Here is a 15,213-nt window from a genome sequence, read left to right as displayed (position 1 = left end):
CTATTCTGGAAGCGGTAACATCAAACCTGATCAGTCGGAAAAGGGCGGTGCACCGCCCATTAAGGAGACGCGACGATGAGCTTTCAATATTCACTGCGTTACACGTTAGACCCCCAGACCAACACTGCTGAGCAAAATACCCGCCTGCTCCACTTTTGCCAGCGGGCCCAGATCGATAACGTGACTTTCTTCATCAATCCGGAAGAGCTGAACTGCGGGCACCTGGACGCGGCCCAGACGCAGGTGTGGCTGGACGCCATCAAGCCGGTGCAGGAACAGTTGCGGTCAATTGGCGTTACAACAAGTTTAAACCCCTGGACGACCGTCATGCATTCGGATCGCGGGCAAAAGCTGAATCCGGCGCTGGGCTTCAGCACCATGGTCGATATTAATGGGCGCCAAGCCGAAACTATTGCTTGTCCGGGTGACCCGGGGTGGCAGGATTACATCGCCGCCCGGTATGCACAGTACGCCAGCCTGCAGCCGGAAGAACTCTGGCTCGAGGATGACTTCCGCCACTATAACCACACGCCCCTGAAGCTGGGCTGCTTTTGTCCGCGGCACATGGCCCAGTATTGCGCAAAATTGGGCCGAGAAGTGAGCCGCGCAGAGTTTGTGCAGGAGCTACTTGCTCCGGGGACACCCACAGCGGCACGCAAGGTTTACTTGGACGTTGCGCGAGCAGAAATGAAGCGGGTCGCCGCGCAAATTGAACGTGCCGTCCACGCCGTTGCGCCGCAAACGCACCTTGCGTTAATGACTTCATTTCCAGATTGGCACGCCGTTGAGGGGCGCGACTGGCCGGGTCTGTTTACCGCCCTGAGCGGTAGTCAACAGACGTGGGTTGCCCGCCCGCACCTACCAGCTTATAACGAGATTGCACCGCTGAAGTATGCGCGGGTGTTTGAACGCTACACGCGGACCACGGCCGCGTATCTTGGTGACAACGCGGAACTAATGCCGGAACTGGAAAGTTATATGTATTCACCCTTTGTGAAGTCCAAGCGTTTCACGCAGTTTCAACTGGAGACCGCTAGTTTGGTGGGAGCGCGGGGAATTTTGCTCAACCTCTTTGATATGGCCGGCAACGGGATCGACGAAAGTTACGGCTACGTGCAGATGCTTGCGGGCAGTAAACCTTTCTTGCAGCAAATCAGCACACATCGGGTGCGCATGGCCCAGACACGAGGAATCAAGGTACTGGTTGATCAGGATTCCAGCTACACGCTGCATACAGCTCATGGTCAGGATCCAGTTGAGTTGCTGCCGCAGGAGACGAATTGGGCCGAGTTGCTGAGTACGTTTGGCTTCAGCACGACCATCACGCCTTGGCCGGTGTCTACCGCGCTGACTGGCGAATTTATTGCCATTAGTGGGCAGCTTTTGCGTAACTTGGCTACTACCAGTATTACCGAGCTAATTAAGAACAACACTGTTTTCCTAGACGGGCAGGCGGTGCAGGTGCTGCTAGACCAGGGGCTGGGCGACCTGATCCACATTACCGCTAGTCAATGGCATGGGGTGCGGACCGGCTACCAGTCGTACGAAGCCGCAGATGGCCATAGTGCCGAGGGCGTGCTGGCGCCGCGCATCACGATGCTGCAGCACACGGGTGATTACCTGCAGTTGGAATACGCCGTGGACAGTAACGTTGACGTGTGGAGTCATGCCTACAGTGCGCAGCATGATTGCCTGGGAAATAATCTGGTGCGAATTGATGGCCACATCATCGTGATGCCGATGGGAACTGATCCGAAGTACGGTTGGGAATCACAGTACATCGGCTTCAGGCAGAGTCTGTATCAACAGATGTTGGCGGACGCACCACTGGATTATTTAATTGGCACACCAAATGTGAAATTGGTCGTAGATACACACGCCGAGACGGTCCTGACCATTGCCAATTTCACCTTGGACGATTACCCGCAATTGCGTTGGCACCCGGCTAAACAGCCACAGTCATTGCGGGCGCGGGTTTACACCCGGCGTGGTGACGCCTGCAGGCAGCAAGATATCGAATTAATTGAAAATGACAACTACTTGCTGATTCCAGTTGAATTGTGCGGCATGGCAGTCATGCAAATCGTGCTGGATTAAAGGCCAAGCAAGACTTGCAACAAAAATATGTAAAAAAGTAGCCGGCCGATTTGTGTAAAAGACAAATCCGCCGGCTACAGTCTGTTTGAAGCTAAATAACTAGTTGCATAAAACAACTAATCTCTTATTTTGCCAAATCAGTCCAACTCTTGTACAGCTTGACCAGTGCCTGAGTGCCGTCGTTACCGTGCCCGGCAGCAACCAGCTGTTCGTAGAGCTGCTTGGCCGTCTTGGTCGCGGGGAGGTCGAGCTGCATTTTATCAGCTTCGTCCAGGGCAATCCGTAAATCCTTCAGGAAGTGCTTGGCGAAGAAGCCCGGGGTGTAATCACCCGCGAGGACGCGGGGGCCATAGTTGGTCAAAGACCAGTTAGCGGCTGAACCCGCACCGACAGTGGCAAGAATGTCGTTCAGGTCCAAACCGGCCGCCTGGGCGTAAACCAACATTTCGCTGAGGCCGGTCATCGTGCCGGCAATCATGATCTGGTTTGCCATCTTAGCGTGCTGGCCACTGCCGGCATCGCCGAAGCGGTGGGTAGCACTGCCCATGACGTCAAAAAGTGGTTGTAGCTGCGGCATTGCCGCTTGTTCGCCGCCAACCATAATGGTCAGGGTGCCCTTCTTGGCGCCGATATCGCCACCAGAAACAGGCGCGTCTAAGGCTACGATACCTTTTTCAGCTGCGGCCTGGGTAATTTCCCGGGCGAGCGTTGGGGTGCTGGTCGTCATGTCGACAACGAGGCTACCGGGTTCGGCGCCGGCGAGAATGCCGTCATCACCGAAGTAGATGTCGTGGACATCCTGCGGGAAGCCGACCATGGATAAAGTGATGGGGGCGTCAGCGGCAACTTTGGCCGGGCTGCTTGCCCAGCGTGCACCGGCGTCAATGACGGGCTGTGCGTGGGCCCGGGTGCGGTTGAACACCGTGACCTCGTATCCGGCCTTGAGCAGGTTCTTGATCATGCCTGTACCCATGACCCCGGTACCGACGAATCCAATTCTTTGCATGTGCGTTCACCTTTCCTGTTCCAATTGCTCTAATTGTACATCAAAAGGGGGCCGGCAAAATGATGGAGCATTTTGCCGGCCCCCAAAAAGCTTTACTTCAATTGATCTGCTAACTGCTCAAATTCATCGAGTCGCGTTTCGAAAACGTTGAACGCGGTCTCGAGGTAGTCGCCTTTGGTCATGTCGACGCCAGCAGCCTTCATGGTGTCGATTGGGAACTTGGAACTACCGGTCTTGAGGTAGTTGATGTACTTGTCGCGGGCACCGGGTTCGCCAGCAATAATGTGGCTGGTGAGGGCGTTGGCCGCCGCGAAGCCGGTCGCGTACTGGTAAACGTAATAGTTGTAGTAGAAGTGTGGGATCCGGGCCCACTCGAGGCTGATGTCCTCGTCCGGTTCTAGGGCGGGGCCGTAGTAGCGGGCGTTCAGGTCGCCGTAGAAGGCAGAGTTGGTTGCTGCGGTGAGCGGCTGGCCGGCCTGGTCCTGTTTGTGCAGCCAGTCTTCGAATTCAGCAAACTGGGTCTGGCGGAAGACGGTCCCCTTGAAGCCGTCCAGGTAGTGGTTGAGCACGAACGCGCGTACTTTGGGGTCGGTCTGTGTTTTGAGCAGGTAGTCCGTCAGCAGCGCTTCATTGCTTGTGGACGCGATTTCGGCGACGAAAATGGAATAGTCACCGTACTGGTAAGGCTGGTTGTGCCGGGTGTACCAGGAGTGAACGGAATGGCCGGTTTCGTGGACGAGGGTGTACAGCGCCTCGAGCGAGTCGTGCCAGTTGTGCAAAATGAAGGGCTCGGTGTCGTAGGAGCCACCGGAGTAGGCACCACTGCGCTTGTTTTTGTTCTCGACAAAATCGATGACCCGGTCGTTGAAGATGTGGTCAACGTGACTGAGATAGTCGTCGCCGAGGATTGCCAGCGCCTTTTTGCCCTCTACCTTGGCTTCGTCGATCGTGTAGCTGAGTGGTGCGGCCCCGGTGATTGGGGTGTAGAGGTCGTAGCTGTGCAGTTCGTCCAGCCCGAGCAACTTTTTGCGCAGGGCCACGTAACGGTGCAGCAGCGGCAAGTGGGCGTTCACGCTGTCGACGAGGGTCGTGTAGACCGTTTCGGGGATGTGGTGGGCCGCCATCGCGGCTTCGCGCGCAGACGCGTACTTGTGGGCCTTGGCCGTGAAGTTGTGTGCCTTCACGTTCCCGGCGAGGGTGCTGGCAAAAGTATTTTCCAGCTGACCGTACGCCGCGTAGAGCGTTTCGAAGGCATTTTGCCGGACTTCGGGGTCGGCGCTGCGAATGAGTTCGCCGTAAATCCCGCTGCTCAGCTGGACGAAATTGCCATCCTCATCCTCGATCATCCCGAACTCGATGTCCGAGTTGTTGAGCACGTTGAAGGTCTGCGCACTGGCGTCCATGGCGTCACTGGCTGCGGAGATCAGTTCTTCCTTCTCTGCTGTCAGCACGTGGCCGCGGCTGCTGGTCAGGTCATCAATGTAATGCTGGTATGCGCGCAGTTCGGTGTTTGCGGCGTACCACTCGTTCAGTGTTGCTTCCGGAATTGCTAACAGCTCTGGCTGCACGTACGCGGTGTTCGTTGCAAAATCCGTGGCGAGCTTGCTGGCGCGGGCGAACAGGCCCTGGTAGTGGCTGTTGGCGGTATCCTGATTGGCCCGCATGCTGGAGTACACGTAGAGCTTCTCCAACTGGCGCTGCGCTGCCAAGGCGCTCTTCAAGACGTTAAGCAGGCCGCCGGCACTTTTGCCCAGTTGCCCCTGCAGTGATGTTAACGCGGCGATGGCCTGCGTACTTGCTTCATAAGCCTTTTCCCAGGCGGCATCGTCTGCGAAAATACTGCTGAGGTCCCAAGTGAGTTCAGTTGGCACCTCGGCCCGAGTTGGTAATTCTTCTGCCATGTTTTCTCCTCCTTTAGGGGATGAGCCGGATCACGTCATTGCAGCAACATTGCCGGATGCATGCGATTATGCTGCAGCATCAGTGCAGATTGTTTTGGAACATGGACGTTGTGGCCCTTAATTAATGTAGGTTAGCACTTACATTTTGGATTAATAATAGCATAAGCGGTAAACTTTACGAAAATAACATACACTAAACACCCGACTTTTTGCTAAACTCAGACGTAGAGTTAGGGGTGGCATGTTGCGCCTTAATTATGATGCGGGCAAAAGCCGGCTTGAGGACGAGGGTAGAGAAATGCACGTAGGTTCACGAAAAAGAAAACCGGAACGGAATAAATTAAAGCATCCGGCGTTAGTAATGTCATTGCTGGGGTTATGCGCAGCTTTATTTATTGTCCTTGCATACGGGTTCCGGATGTATAGCGACACGCGGACAACGGTCAACAATAGTTTTGTTCAAATCAAGGGGCGCAAAGCATCAACCAAAATCAAGGCAACCAAGCCCCTGTCCTTCCTGCTGATTGGGACCGACACGGGGGCGCTCGGCCGGAAGGAAAAGCTTGGTAATTCCGACACCATGATGGTGGTCACCATTAATCCGAAGAAGAAGCGGACCACTATCGTCAGCATTCCGCGGGACACGATGGCCCAGATTCAGGACGGCAACAAGAATGACATCCAGAAAATCAACTCCTCCTTCCTTGCTGGCGGTTCCGACTGTACGGTCAAAACGGTTGAGAAGCTGCTCGGCATCAAGCTTGATTATTACGTAACCGTCAACATGGGTGGTTTAGCCAAAATTGTTGATGCGGTCGGTGGGGTAGACGTCAAAGTACCCTTCTCCTGGAGCGATCCGAGTCACGATGGGGGGACCTTCAAGAAGGGTAAAACCCACCTGAACGGGACCCGCGCGCTGCAGTTTGCCCGCATGCGCTATCAAGATCCGGATGGTGACAATGGCCGTCAGCGGCGGCAGCAAGAAGTCATCATGGCAATTGTGAAGTCGATTCTGTCGACCAAGTCCCTGATGAACTACGAATCTGTTCTCAAGTCACTTAAAGGTAACTTGGAGATGAACCTGACCTTCGATGACCTAGTCGCAATCGCCGACAGCTACCGGAGCTCAGCAAAGGATGTTCGGCGTTTGCAAATCAAGGAAACGGGTGCGTGGATCGGCCAGGCTTCCTACCAGATTCCGTCAACCAAGGAATTGCAGCGGATCAGCGATATTATTCGCGGCGAGATGGGCGAGGCAAAGAAACCACTAAACAATGAGAACGTGCGGCAAAACAACCTCAATCCTAACTTTGATTGGGGTTCGGGGAATAACCCCACCTTCAATATCTACGACTATAACAACAACGTGGTGCAGTAAGTGCACACTGACCGGACGGCCCGCAAAGGCTGCCCGGCCTTTTTGTATCTGGTTGGGGCGGGTACTGCCGGGCGGTGGAGTCAGCTACTCCCGCTGCGTCACGGGGCTGCTCCATGCGCAGGGTCGCGTTCAAGCCTTGACGAAAACCGTGTCAAGTCTTGACGCTAAGCTGCGGCCAACGCTCCCTGCGGTCGCATTGTTGTCCGTGCGCTTCCCCCAATAATCGTCGGCAAGCCTGCACAACCCGCAGTCTAGCAGACGATTATTGCGATGGCATGGAGCAGCCCCGTGCCTCCGCTCCGTATCTGGCTCCACCGCCCTCCACCGGCTTCGATTCGTACAAAATAGCGGTAAATTTCACTTCATGAAGAGGGCGCCACAACTGTTTTTGTAACGTCCTGTTAGTTAGGCATTAGTTCAGATGCATGTACCATCTGTGGGCTGTGAGCCTATAGGTATCTAGTGACTAACATCTATAACGTAGGGTGGGGGCCGCCTCTTCCGGAACAAGCCGCCGGGAGTGACCATGCTGAAACGATAATCAGTAGCCTGGGTTTGGCTGCTGATTATCGGGGAGAACGCAGAGACCGCCAATATGATAAAAGCTGAAACTAAAAGATTATCGTGGCTATGTACGACAACACAGCGGGCTCTTAGTTCAGGTTCAAGACTCGCCCCTTTTGCGAGGCTTGAACCCGGCCCCAGCATGCCTGCTGTCACTCCCGGCGGCGCAATGGAGCGACTGTACTTTTGCGGCTCTGCCGCCATTAGTACAATCGACACCGGAGCAGCAACGCTGCGGAGGGGAAGATGCGGGCCCCGCCCGGCAGTTAACTTCTCAGCAGTGGAAGCCAAAAACTGCCCCATGATCAGCAATAGCCAATCACGGGGCAGCGGCGATTCATATTCAGTTTTTAAACAACTTCGACCGTTGCGGACAATACCCCAGCTGAAGGAACCTGGCTGTTTGGCATTGCAACATCGAGCTGTTGGCTGTTTGAGGCAGCGAAGGTACCAGTATCGTTAACCACGCGGTACCAAACCGTCCCATCGGAAAGGGTGATCTTCAGGTGCGTCCCCTTAGGAAAGACGGAGAGGTTGGCGGCGACACCGCTGTAACCCATGTTGGAGCCGAGAACGGCTGGGTCGTAGAACGTCAGCTTGAAGGTACCGTAGCTCTTACCGCTAGTCGTGGTGCTAGAGCTGGTGGTTGTGCTGGCTTTAGCAGCGGCTGCTGCCTTGGCTTTTGCAGCTGCAGCGGCCTTAGCCTTTGCAGCCGCGTCTGCTTCAGCTTTAGCAGCTGCTTCAGCCTTAGCTTTGGCTTCAGCATCGAGCTGGTGCTGAGCCTGATTGTATTCGTTAGTGCCAGGGGTGATCTTGACGGTTTGTTTCTTTTCAAGGGTGTTACCACTGGCGAGAACTAGTTTGTGTAATTTGATGTGGTGTTTCTTTGCGGTCTGCTCGAGGGGCGCAGCATCTTTGTTTACTTCTTCTGCGGCCTGGACTTGGTTGGTGCTGCTCTTGGCAACATCTTTTGCGTTAACAGTGAGGTTGTTTGACATCATTGCTGAAGGGATAATCCCGAACAGCAAAGCAATCATCCATTTTATATGCGCTACTTTGATAATGTTTCACTCCCAAGTGAATTTTTGTAAGTCGTTTTGCAACAAGAAGAAGTATAACGGCGACTTATGTCACCGCAATAGCAGCGTGATTACAAAAAAGTGGTGTTTCGTCACGTTGTAATGCTCGCGTAATATTTACACTGTATATTTCAATATATTACATAAAAATGCGCTTTCTTTGGGACGGACGGTGAAAAAAGGGGGTTAACTTTGCCATATCCCCCACAAATTACGAAAAAAAACGATGAAAATGGGTCTCATTCTCAAATTGTTTTGACCTAATTCGGCGATAATCGGTCTAAAGTGCCCTGTATTATGAGTCAATAGTCGCTATAATGACTCGCAAAGGGCGGATTTTGCCCACCGTTTGTTTCAATTAAATATGCTGGGATAGTTAGGCCCGCTCGCTAATCCTGCCGGCTATGCTAAAATTGGGATGGACGGTTTTGTGGAAAGGTGGAGGCTATGCAAGCGCTCGTGAGTGTAATTATTCCAATTTACAATCAGATGGAATACTTACCACGTTGTCTGGCCAGTGTTGCCCGGCAGACTTATCGGAATATCGAAGTGATCATGGTTAATGACGGGTCCAGTGATGAGTCCCAGATCGCGATGGATGCCTTTGAACGCATCGACAGGCGGTTCCACGCTATTAGTCACGACCGCAATCGCGGGGTCTCGGCCGCGCGCAACACCGCGCTCGCTGTGGCGCGGGGGAAGTACGCCCTGTTTGTGGACGGGGATGATTGGCTCGAAGACAGTTACGTTGAGCATTTTGTGACCGCCATGATTGATGGGGGCTACGATTTAGTCGTCAATCCCTACATTACTGAGCGGGATAGTTCCCGTATATTTAGTGACAAGGATAATGCCCGCGTGCCGAGTGACCGGAAGCTGGCGCCACGAGAGCTGACCCGCCGCCAATTTTTGGACGGAGTGCGCAGTCCCATCGGGCAGGTACGGGGATATCTATGGAACAAAATTTACCGGATGGACATCATCAACAGTTACCGCCTGCGCTTCGACACTGAAGTCAGCATGATGGAAGACGAACTGTTCACGGTTGAATACGCCGTGCGCGTGCAAAGCTTCTATTATGGTGGCTGCGCAGATTACCACTACGTTACCCACGCAGGTTCCGCGACCACGGAGTCACCGGTGAAGATGTTGCCGCAGCAGTTGTTGTCGCTGCACCGGGTCAACCGGATCATTGCCGCAATCGATCACGGTGAATCCGAGGCTGAGGGTGAAACGGAAGCCTAAACTGATCGCGGCGGAACTGCAAAGCACAGAAGGAGAAGTCAATGCAAAAGCACGAAGATGATTTGTTCTATATGAGTCGCCCCGAATTGAAACAGGTGGCCAAGAATCGCTTGCGCCAATCCAGTGTTCGCAGCAAGCTCATGCTTGTTGCGTTGGTACCGGCGGTGATCATGATGGTGTTCACCTTCTATAATTACATGCAGCCAGGAGCGACTGGTGCGTCAGTGGCCGACTTGACCAGAGAGCTGCAAGAAAGTAGCATGCGTGCTGAACTGCAGAACTTTCTGACGATTTACTTCATCACCGGTTTGTCATTTACCGCCTTGGACTTGATTCGTAATCCGGATACGGAATTCACAACTGGTGGCACGCTGCTGCGGCTTTTTAACGGCCGTTATTTCTGGTCGGTGCTGTTTTTGGCCATTATGGTGGAGTTGGCCAGCAGTGTGGGGATGATTTTGCTGATTGTTCCTTACTTTTTCATTTCTTACGGTATGCGGCAGGTCAACTTTGTGCTGTATGATGCGCGTGAACACGGTGACAACCGGGACCTCTTCCACATCATGGCTGATTCTTACCGGATGATGCGGGGTCACAAGTTTGACCTCTTTGTCCTCGACCTGAGTTTTATCGGCTGGAACCTGTTGATTTACATGACGGCTGGACTCGCGAACATTTGGGTCATGCCCTACATGCAACTGACTTATGCAGCGTTCTATGAACAGGTGCGGCTGCGTTACCAGGCGCAACAGACACAGGAATAAGCACGGAGGCAAGGCGATGAGCGACGTAACCGACGGCACCTTCAAAACTAGGCGGGAACTCAAGAAGACCGCGTGGGCCCGGCTGCACGTTAAGGGCGTTTACGGCAAAATGATCGTGCTCGACCTGTTGCCAATGGCGGTTAACGTGATTTTTGGGATTTTGACTGCGGTCAGTGGCCTTGCACTCGGTTTTAGTCAGCACCACTTAGAGCAAACCTACAAGTTGGGACAGGCCTTTAGCGACCGTTTCTTGTGGATCGTGGTGAACAGTCTGGTTAGCAGTCTGGTGGCCGTGATCGTTGATTATGTAGCATTGGATTTGATTCGGAACAAAAAGGCGCACTTCACGGTTGGCGAAAGCTTGCAGCACTACCTCAGCTGGCGTTACGTTTTGGGGTTCTTAGCCACGGATGTCTTGAAGAACGTTGTGCTCGGGTTATTGACGGTTGTTGAAATCATTTTTGCGATTATCAGCCTGCTGCTTTTTGCACGTAATCCGCTGGTAGCACTGACCATTTTGCTCATCGTGATTGTCGCCACTACTTTCACGATTTTCGTTGGCCTGCTCTGGTCACAAACCCGCTTCATCATGAAGGACGCCATTGAGTCTGGCAGCAGCTGGACCGTGACGGGTCTGTTCAGAGATTCCCATAAATTGATGCGGGGTTTTTGCACCGACCTGTTTCTACTATATTGGTCGCTGTGCGGCTGGATTCTTCTGGAGCTTCTTTCCCTGGGAATTGCGGCGCTGTTTATCAGCCCGTACGTAAAGCTGTTGTGTGCGGCTTTTTATGAAAATCTGCTGCAATATGATCAGGTGCGTAGTCAGGTCACGCAACAAGGTGAGCTAAATTAGAAGTAATTGAGCGCTGGGAGCGGTCCCAACGCTTTTTTTGACTGCAATTCTCATGGCTAGTGGCGGTCGTTAAGTAATTGGGCTATCATAAAAACCGATTGATTAAACACTAGGAGGAACAGCTATTATGGACCTTGCGGAATTTAGCGCAAAGTACCCAATTGTCAAAGATCTTGCCGCTGAGAAGGAAACCTTCTGGCTTAACCCAGATTACGGGAAGAAGGAAGACGTCGGCCTGACCCAGGCAGATCTTTTTGACGCCTCCGCCCGGTTCGACCGCTTCGCACCATACATGGTTGCGGCCTTTCCGGAAACTGCGGCTAGTAAGGGTATCCTTGAGTCCCCACTGCACAAACTCGACGCAATGAAGGCCGAGATCACGGGACGGGAACACTATGATTTTCCTGGGGACCTCTACCTGAAGGCGGATAATGAATTGCCGATTTCGGGTTCCATCAAGTCCCGGGGTGGCATTTACGAAGTGCTCAAAATTGCTGAAAAGATTGCGATCGACAAGCACATGCTGGTTTACCGCGACGATTACAGCAAACTGAACGAGCCTGAATTCCACGACTTGTTCAGTCACTATGGCATCGCGGTCGGCTCAACCGGTAACTTGGGTCTGTCGATTGGGATCGTTGCCGCTAAGCTCGGCTTCAACACGACCGTCCACATGTCAATGGACGCTAAGCAGTGGAAGAAGGACACGCTCCGCAGTAAGGGCGTGAACGTCGTTGAGTATGACGGCAGTTTCACCGAAGCCATCACGACCGGCCGCAAGCTTGCGGCCCAAGACCCATCCGTTTTCTTCATTGATGATGAAGGCAGTAAGGACCTGTTCTTAGGCTATGGGGTCGCCGCGATTCGCCTGCAAAAGCAGCTGCGCGACATGAACATTCCTGTAGATGAAGATCACCCACTGTTTGTTTACCTGCCGGCTGGTGTCGGCGGCTCACCGGGTGGCACGACTTTCGGTCTGAAGACTATTTTTGGCGACAATGTCCACGCCGTCTTTGCCGAACCAACCCACGTCCCATCCGTTGTTTTGGGGATGGCGACCGGGCTTAACGCCAAGATTTCCGTTTACGACATTGGTCTGGACGGCTTGACCGAAGCTGATGGCCTGGCGGTTGGCCGCCCATCTAGACTTGCCGGTAAGGTCATGAAGACCCTGCTCTTCGGAATCGGGACCTTCGATGATAGTCGCGTGATGGAGTACACGGCCGAGATGATGGATACGCAGGACATCAAGCTCGAACCATCCGCGACTGCTGGCTTCGCCGCATTGCGGCAGGCGCAGCCATACCTTGCCAAGCAGTACAACGTGCAAAACGCAACGCACATCGTTTGGGCAACTGGCGGCATGCTGGTTCCTGAAAGTGAGCACCAGCGGAACTACAAGATTGGTAAGCAGTTGCTCGATCAGCAAAAGTAAACAGAGCGGAGTGAGGCGTTTAGAAGCTGAGCATTAACAGGCTCCTGAAGAAATGCCTGGTTTTTAGGCATTTATTCAGGAGCAGGTTAAGCGCAAGCTTCACTTCGTTGTCCTTGGAACTAATGGCAGCAAGCTGCAAAAGTTCTAGAGGCTCCCCGCGCAGCTCGACTAGACACGGTATATTAATAACTGCACGTGTTAATCTTTAACCAAAGCAAGGTCCCGGAAGACAAATCCCGGGACCTTGTTTTGCAGTAATTGTTTTGCCCACGCGGTAACAGGCAAAATATCGCCGCACATCTGCATTTTTGCAGCTAAAACTAGTGACTTTCCAGCTTACTAATAGTAAGATGAACCCGTAAGTAATAATACGCGAACAGGAATACGGAGGCAGTAAGATGAACGGTATAGCAACGAGCATGGCAGACATTGAAAAGTTGGTTGAGACGGCCAAGAAGAACGGCCACGATTACACGACGGACCAGGTGATTGTATCTAGCTTGCAGGATTGGGCTAAGGAGTTACTTGATGAAGGCTTTGAAGGCAGCTACTTCACGCCTAAGGTTGACGGGAACCAGATTCACATCACCGACGTTATGGGTAAGGAAGTCACAACCCTGAGCGTGCCTGATACCAGCTATGTTGCTGCCTTCAAGAAGGACGGCGCGGCAGTTGTGCACGGAATCGAGCTTGCCATTCGCGACCAGATCGATAACGGTAAGATTAAGTTTTAAGGCGTGCCATTAAGCTGGGGCTCGAATCCTGTTTCCGGGATTGGGGCCCTTCTTACATCGTTAATAATGCTGACATTATTTGCAAGCGGGCATGGGCTGTGATAGCGTTGTTGAGGAGTTTGCAGAAAATGTCGTGCGGCTTTTGCGTGCGTTGGGATTATATGAGGAGATAGCAATGAGTATTCTGACCGTTACGGGTCTTAGCCAGCGTTTTGTTGATAAACAGCTTTACCAAGACGCCAGCTTTCAAGTTAATAAGGAAGACCACCTGGGCGTGGTCGGCCAAAATGGTGCTGGTAAAAGTACCCTGATCAAGATTCTGACCGGTCAGCTCACGCCCGACGAAGGCAAAATTGTGTGGCAGAAGCACCTGCACGTTGGCTACCTCGACCAGTACGCTAAGCTTGAAGCGGGCCAAACGATTGGCGACTTCCTGAAGACCGCCTTTGCGGACTTGTACGCTAAGGAAGCGAAGATCAACAAGATATATGAAGATTACGCCACTAACGCGGACGACGAGCTGCTTGAAAAGGCTGGCGAACTCCAGCAAGAACTCGAAGCCAAGGACTTCTATGACCTCGACACCCGCATTGAAACCGTTGCGAGTGGGCTCGGGCTCCTGCAGATTGGCCTCGACCACCCAGTTGATCAGCTTTCTGGTGGGCAGCGGTCCAAAATCATTTTGGCCAAACTCCTTTTGCAAGAACCAGACATGTTGTTACTGGATGAACCAACCAACTATCTGGATAAGGCGCATATCGACTGGCTGGCTGATTGGCTCCAGGATTTTGAGGGTGCCTTCATCGTTATTTCTCATGACTATGACTTCCTGCAGCTGGTGACCAACGCCATTCTTGACGTTGAGTTTGCGACCATCACGAAGTACACCGGGAACTTGAAACAGGCCATGCGCCAGAAGGAAGCTAACGCCGAGACTTACCTCAAGGCCTTCCATAAACAGCAGGAGACCATCAAGAAGACCGAAGCCTATATCAGAAAGTTCAAGGCCGGGACCCGTAGTAAGTCCGCCAAAAGTCGGGAGAAGCAGCTTGCGCGGGTTGATCGCCTCACGCCACCTGGTAACCGGGCGCACGCACACATTGCGTTCCCATTCATTGAACAAAACAGTCACGTGCTCGTGGACGTTAATGACCTCTTAGTTGGTTATGACAAGCCACTGCTTAGCCCCCTTAACTTTACTATTAGTGAAGATGAGGTCATGGTCCTTGAAGGCTTCAACGGGGTGGGGAAGTCCACCTTGCTGAAGACACTTCTTGGCCTGCAGCCCGCACTGGGCGGCACCATTGAAATCGCCCAGAACGTGGTCTTTGGTTACTTCGAACAAGAACTGCAGTGGCGTGTCCCTAAGCAGACCCCACTGCAGTACATGATGGAAGAATACCCTGGCAGCACCCAGCGTACCTTGCGCCAGGTACTTAGCCGGACCGCACTGACCAAGGAAGAGGCTGACAAACCGTTAAGCCTGCTTTCTGGTGGTGAGCAGAGTAAGGTCAAGTTGGCCGATCTCATGATGCACCCATCGAACATCCTGATCATGGATGAACCGACGAACCATTTGGATGATGACACCAAGAACGCCCTGCGTAAATCACTCCAGGACTTCCCTGGCGCCGTAGTTCTCGTTTCCCATGAAGAGGGTTTCTACGATGACAGTTGGGTCGACACTTACATTAACGTCGCCGATCTACGTAGCGATAAGGACTAAAATTTCAGCAAATACACTTCTAAACCGGTCTGCACATTCATGTGGGGACCGGTTTTTGTATATACGGCCAGCTTATTAACGTGCCGATGCGCAAGTTTTACGATGTGCAGGTTTATGCAGTCACCTTTTTCAGAAAAGCCATAATGTTTTTGAAAATAGCGTTTGACAGCAGCTTGCTTTAGCTGGTAAGATACTAAAGTTGTCAATTGAGCAAGGCGTTCACGAGTTCTTGAAAAGCCCGTTGGACCGGCGCTCACTGATAATTAATTAAAAAAAGTTGTTGACAAGCGGCACACAACAATGTATAGTATATATTGTTGTCGCGAGGCAATGACAAGCGACAAAGTAGTCCTTTGAAAACTGAACAAAGTTTCGTATAAATGTAGGTTCTTCAGCATTTTGCTGAAGGAAGAATTAAAACATTAAAC

Annotated in this window: 11 protein-coding genes; 8 read left to right on the top strand and 3 right to left on the bottom strand. The window is 52.6% G+C overall.

Annotated features, from left to right (window positions below; all coding sequences use genetic code 11):
* Nucleotides 1–75 precede the first annotated feature (75 nt).
* Nucleotides 76–2,097 carry a hypothetical protein gene (locus tag GN107_RS08150; RefSeq protein WP_155287314.1) on the top strand — a complete coding sequence of 674 codons (2,022 nt, stop codon included), beginning with the start codon at nt 76–78 and terminating at the stop codon, nt 2,095–2,097.
* Nucleotides 2,098–2,221: 124 nt separating this feature from the next.
* On the opposite strand, the gene GN107_RS08145 is transcribed toward GN107_RS08150, so the two are convergent.
* Both GN107_RS08145 and pepF read right to left on the bottom strand, forming a co-directional pair.
* Nucleotides 2,222–3,103, bottom strand: a complete 882-nt coding sequence (locus GN107_RS08145; RefSeq protein WP_155287313.1) for an NAD(P)-dependent oxidoreductase — start codon at nt 3,101–3,103, stop codon at nt 2,222–2,224.
* A gap of 92 nt (nt 3,104–3,195) precedes the next feature.
* Nucleotides 3,196–5,004, bottom strand: coding sequence for an oligoendopeptidase F (gene pepF / locus GN107_RS08140; RefSeq protein WP_155287312.1), 1,809 nt, complete (start codon nt 5,002–5,004; stop codon nt 3,196–3,198).
* A 418-nt stretch (nt 5,005–5,422) separates the two neighbouring features.
* Here pepF and GN107_RS08135 point away from each other — a divergent pair, with 418 nt between their 5' ends.
* Entirely contained in the window at nt 5,423–6,382 is a 960-nt protein-coding gene (locus GN107_RS08135; RefSeq protein ID WP_230678588.1) for an LCP family protein, read from the top strand.
* A 914-nt stretch (nt 6,383–7,296) separates the two neighbouring features.
* On the opposite strand, the gene GN107_RS11385 is transcribed toward GN107_RS08135, so the two are convergent.
* A complete protein-coding gene (locus GN107_RS11385; protein ID WP_371863484.1) occupies nt 7,297–7,944 on the bottom strand; it encodes an RlpA-like double-psi beta-barrel domain-containing protein in 648 nt (215 codons plus the stop codon).
* Nucleotides 7,945–8,484: 540 nt separating this feature from the next.
* Between GN107_RS11385 and GN107_RS08125 the strand changes: the two genes are divergently transcribed.
* The 6 genes from GN107_RS08125 (at nt 8,485) to GN107_RS08100 (ending at nt 14,785) form a co-directional block, all read left to right on the top strand.
* Nucleotides 8,485–9,270, top strand: coding sequence for a glycosyltransferase family 2 protein (locus GN107_RS08125; RefSeq protein ID WP_196246293.1), 786 nt, complete (start codon nt 8,485–8,487; stop codon nt 9,268–9,270).
* A gap of 41 nt (nt 9,271–9,311) precedes the next feature.
* Entirely contained in the window at nt 9,312–10,034 is a 723-nt protein-coding gene (locus GN107_RS08120) for a DUF975 family protein (protein ID WP_155287309.1), read from the top strand.
* A gap of 16 nt (nt 10,035–10,050) precedes the next feature.
* Nucleotides 10,051–10,890 (top strand): DUF975 family protein, encoded by an 840-nt coding sequence (locus GN107_RS08115; RefSeq protein WP_196246292.1) that lies wholly within the window; start codon nt 10,051–10,053, stop codon nt 10,888–10,890.
* 127 nt (nt 10,891–11,017) lie between these two features.
* Nucleotides 11,018–12,325, top strand: coding sequence for a D-serine ammonia-lyase (gene dsdA / locus GN107_RS08110; RefSeq protein WP_155287307.1), 1,308 nt, complete (start codon nt 11,018–11,020; stop codon nt 12,323–12,325).
* Nucleotides 12,326–12,723: 398 nt separating this feature from the next.
* On the top strand, nt 12,724–13,059 hold the full coding sequence (locus GN107_RS08105) for a hypothetical protein (RefSeq protein ID WP_155287306.1): 336 nt from the start codon (nt 12,724–12,726) through the stop codon (nt 13,057–13,059).
* A 175-nt stretch (nt 13,060–13,234) separates the two neighbouring features.
* A complete protein-coding gene (locus GN107_RS08100) occupies nt 13,235–14,785 on the top strand; it encodes an ABC-F family ATP-binding cassette domain-containing protein (protein WP_155287305.1) in 1,551 nt (516 codons plus the stop codon).
* The last annotated feature ends 428 nt before the right edge of the window (nt 14,786–15,213 follow it).

The organism is Lacticaseibacillus zhaodongensis, assembly GCF_009687905.1.
GTDB lineage: Bacteria > Bacillota > Bacilli > Lactobacillales > Lactobacillaceae > Lacticaseibacillus > Lacticaseibacillus zhaodongensis.
Note: the sequence above shows the minus strand (reverse complement) of the source record. Positions and strands in the feature narration are given on the sequence as shown.

Excerpts from the sequence above, each read along its gene's own strand:
- GN107_RS08145 (WP_155287313.1), bottom strand. The coding sequence starts at position 3,103 with ATGCAAAGAATTGGATTCGTCGGTACCGGGGTCATGGGTACAGGCATG.
- GN107_RS11385 (WP_371863484.1), bottom strand. The coding sequence starts at position 7,944 with ATGTCAAACAACCTCACTGTTAACGCAAAAGATGTTGCCAAGAGCAGC.
- pepF (WP_155287312.1), bottom strand. The coding sequence starts at position 5,004 with ATGGCAGAAGAATTACCAACTCGGGCCGAGGTGCCAACTGAACTCACT.
- GN107_RS08120 (WP_155287309.1), top strand. The coding sequence starts at position 9,312 with ATGCAAAAGCACGAAGATGATTTGTTCTATATGAGTCGCCCCGAATTG.
- GN107_RS08150 (WP_155287314.1), top strand. The coding sequence starts at position 76 with ATGAGCTTTCAATATTCACTGCGTTACACGTTAGACCCCCAGACCAAC.
- GN107_RS08100 (WP_155287305.1), top strand. The coding sequence starts at position 13,235 with ATGAGTATTCTGACCGTTACGGGTCTTAGCCAGCGTTTTGTTGATAAA.
- dsdA (WP_155287307.1), top strand. The coding sequence starts at position 11,018 with ATGGACCTTGCGGAATTTAGCGCAAAGTACCCAATTGTCAAAGATCTT.
- GN107_RS08135 (WP_230678588.1), top strand. The coding sequence starts at position 5,423 with ATGTATAGCGACACGCGGACAACGGTCAACAATAGTTTTGTTCAAATC.
- GN107_RS08115 (WP_196246292.1), top strand. The coding sequence starts at position 10,051 with ATGAGCGACGTAACCGACGGCACCTTCAAAACTAGGCGGGAACTCAAG.
- GN107_RS08105 (WP_155287306.1), top strand. The coding sequence starts at position 12,724 with ATGAACGGTATAGCAACGAGCATGGCAGACATTGAAAAGTTGGTTGAG.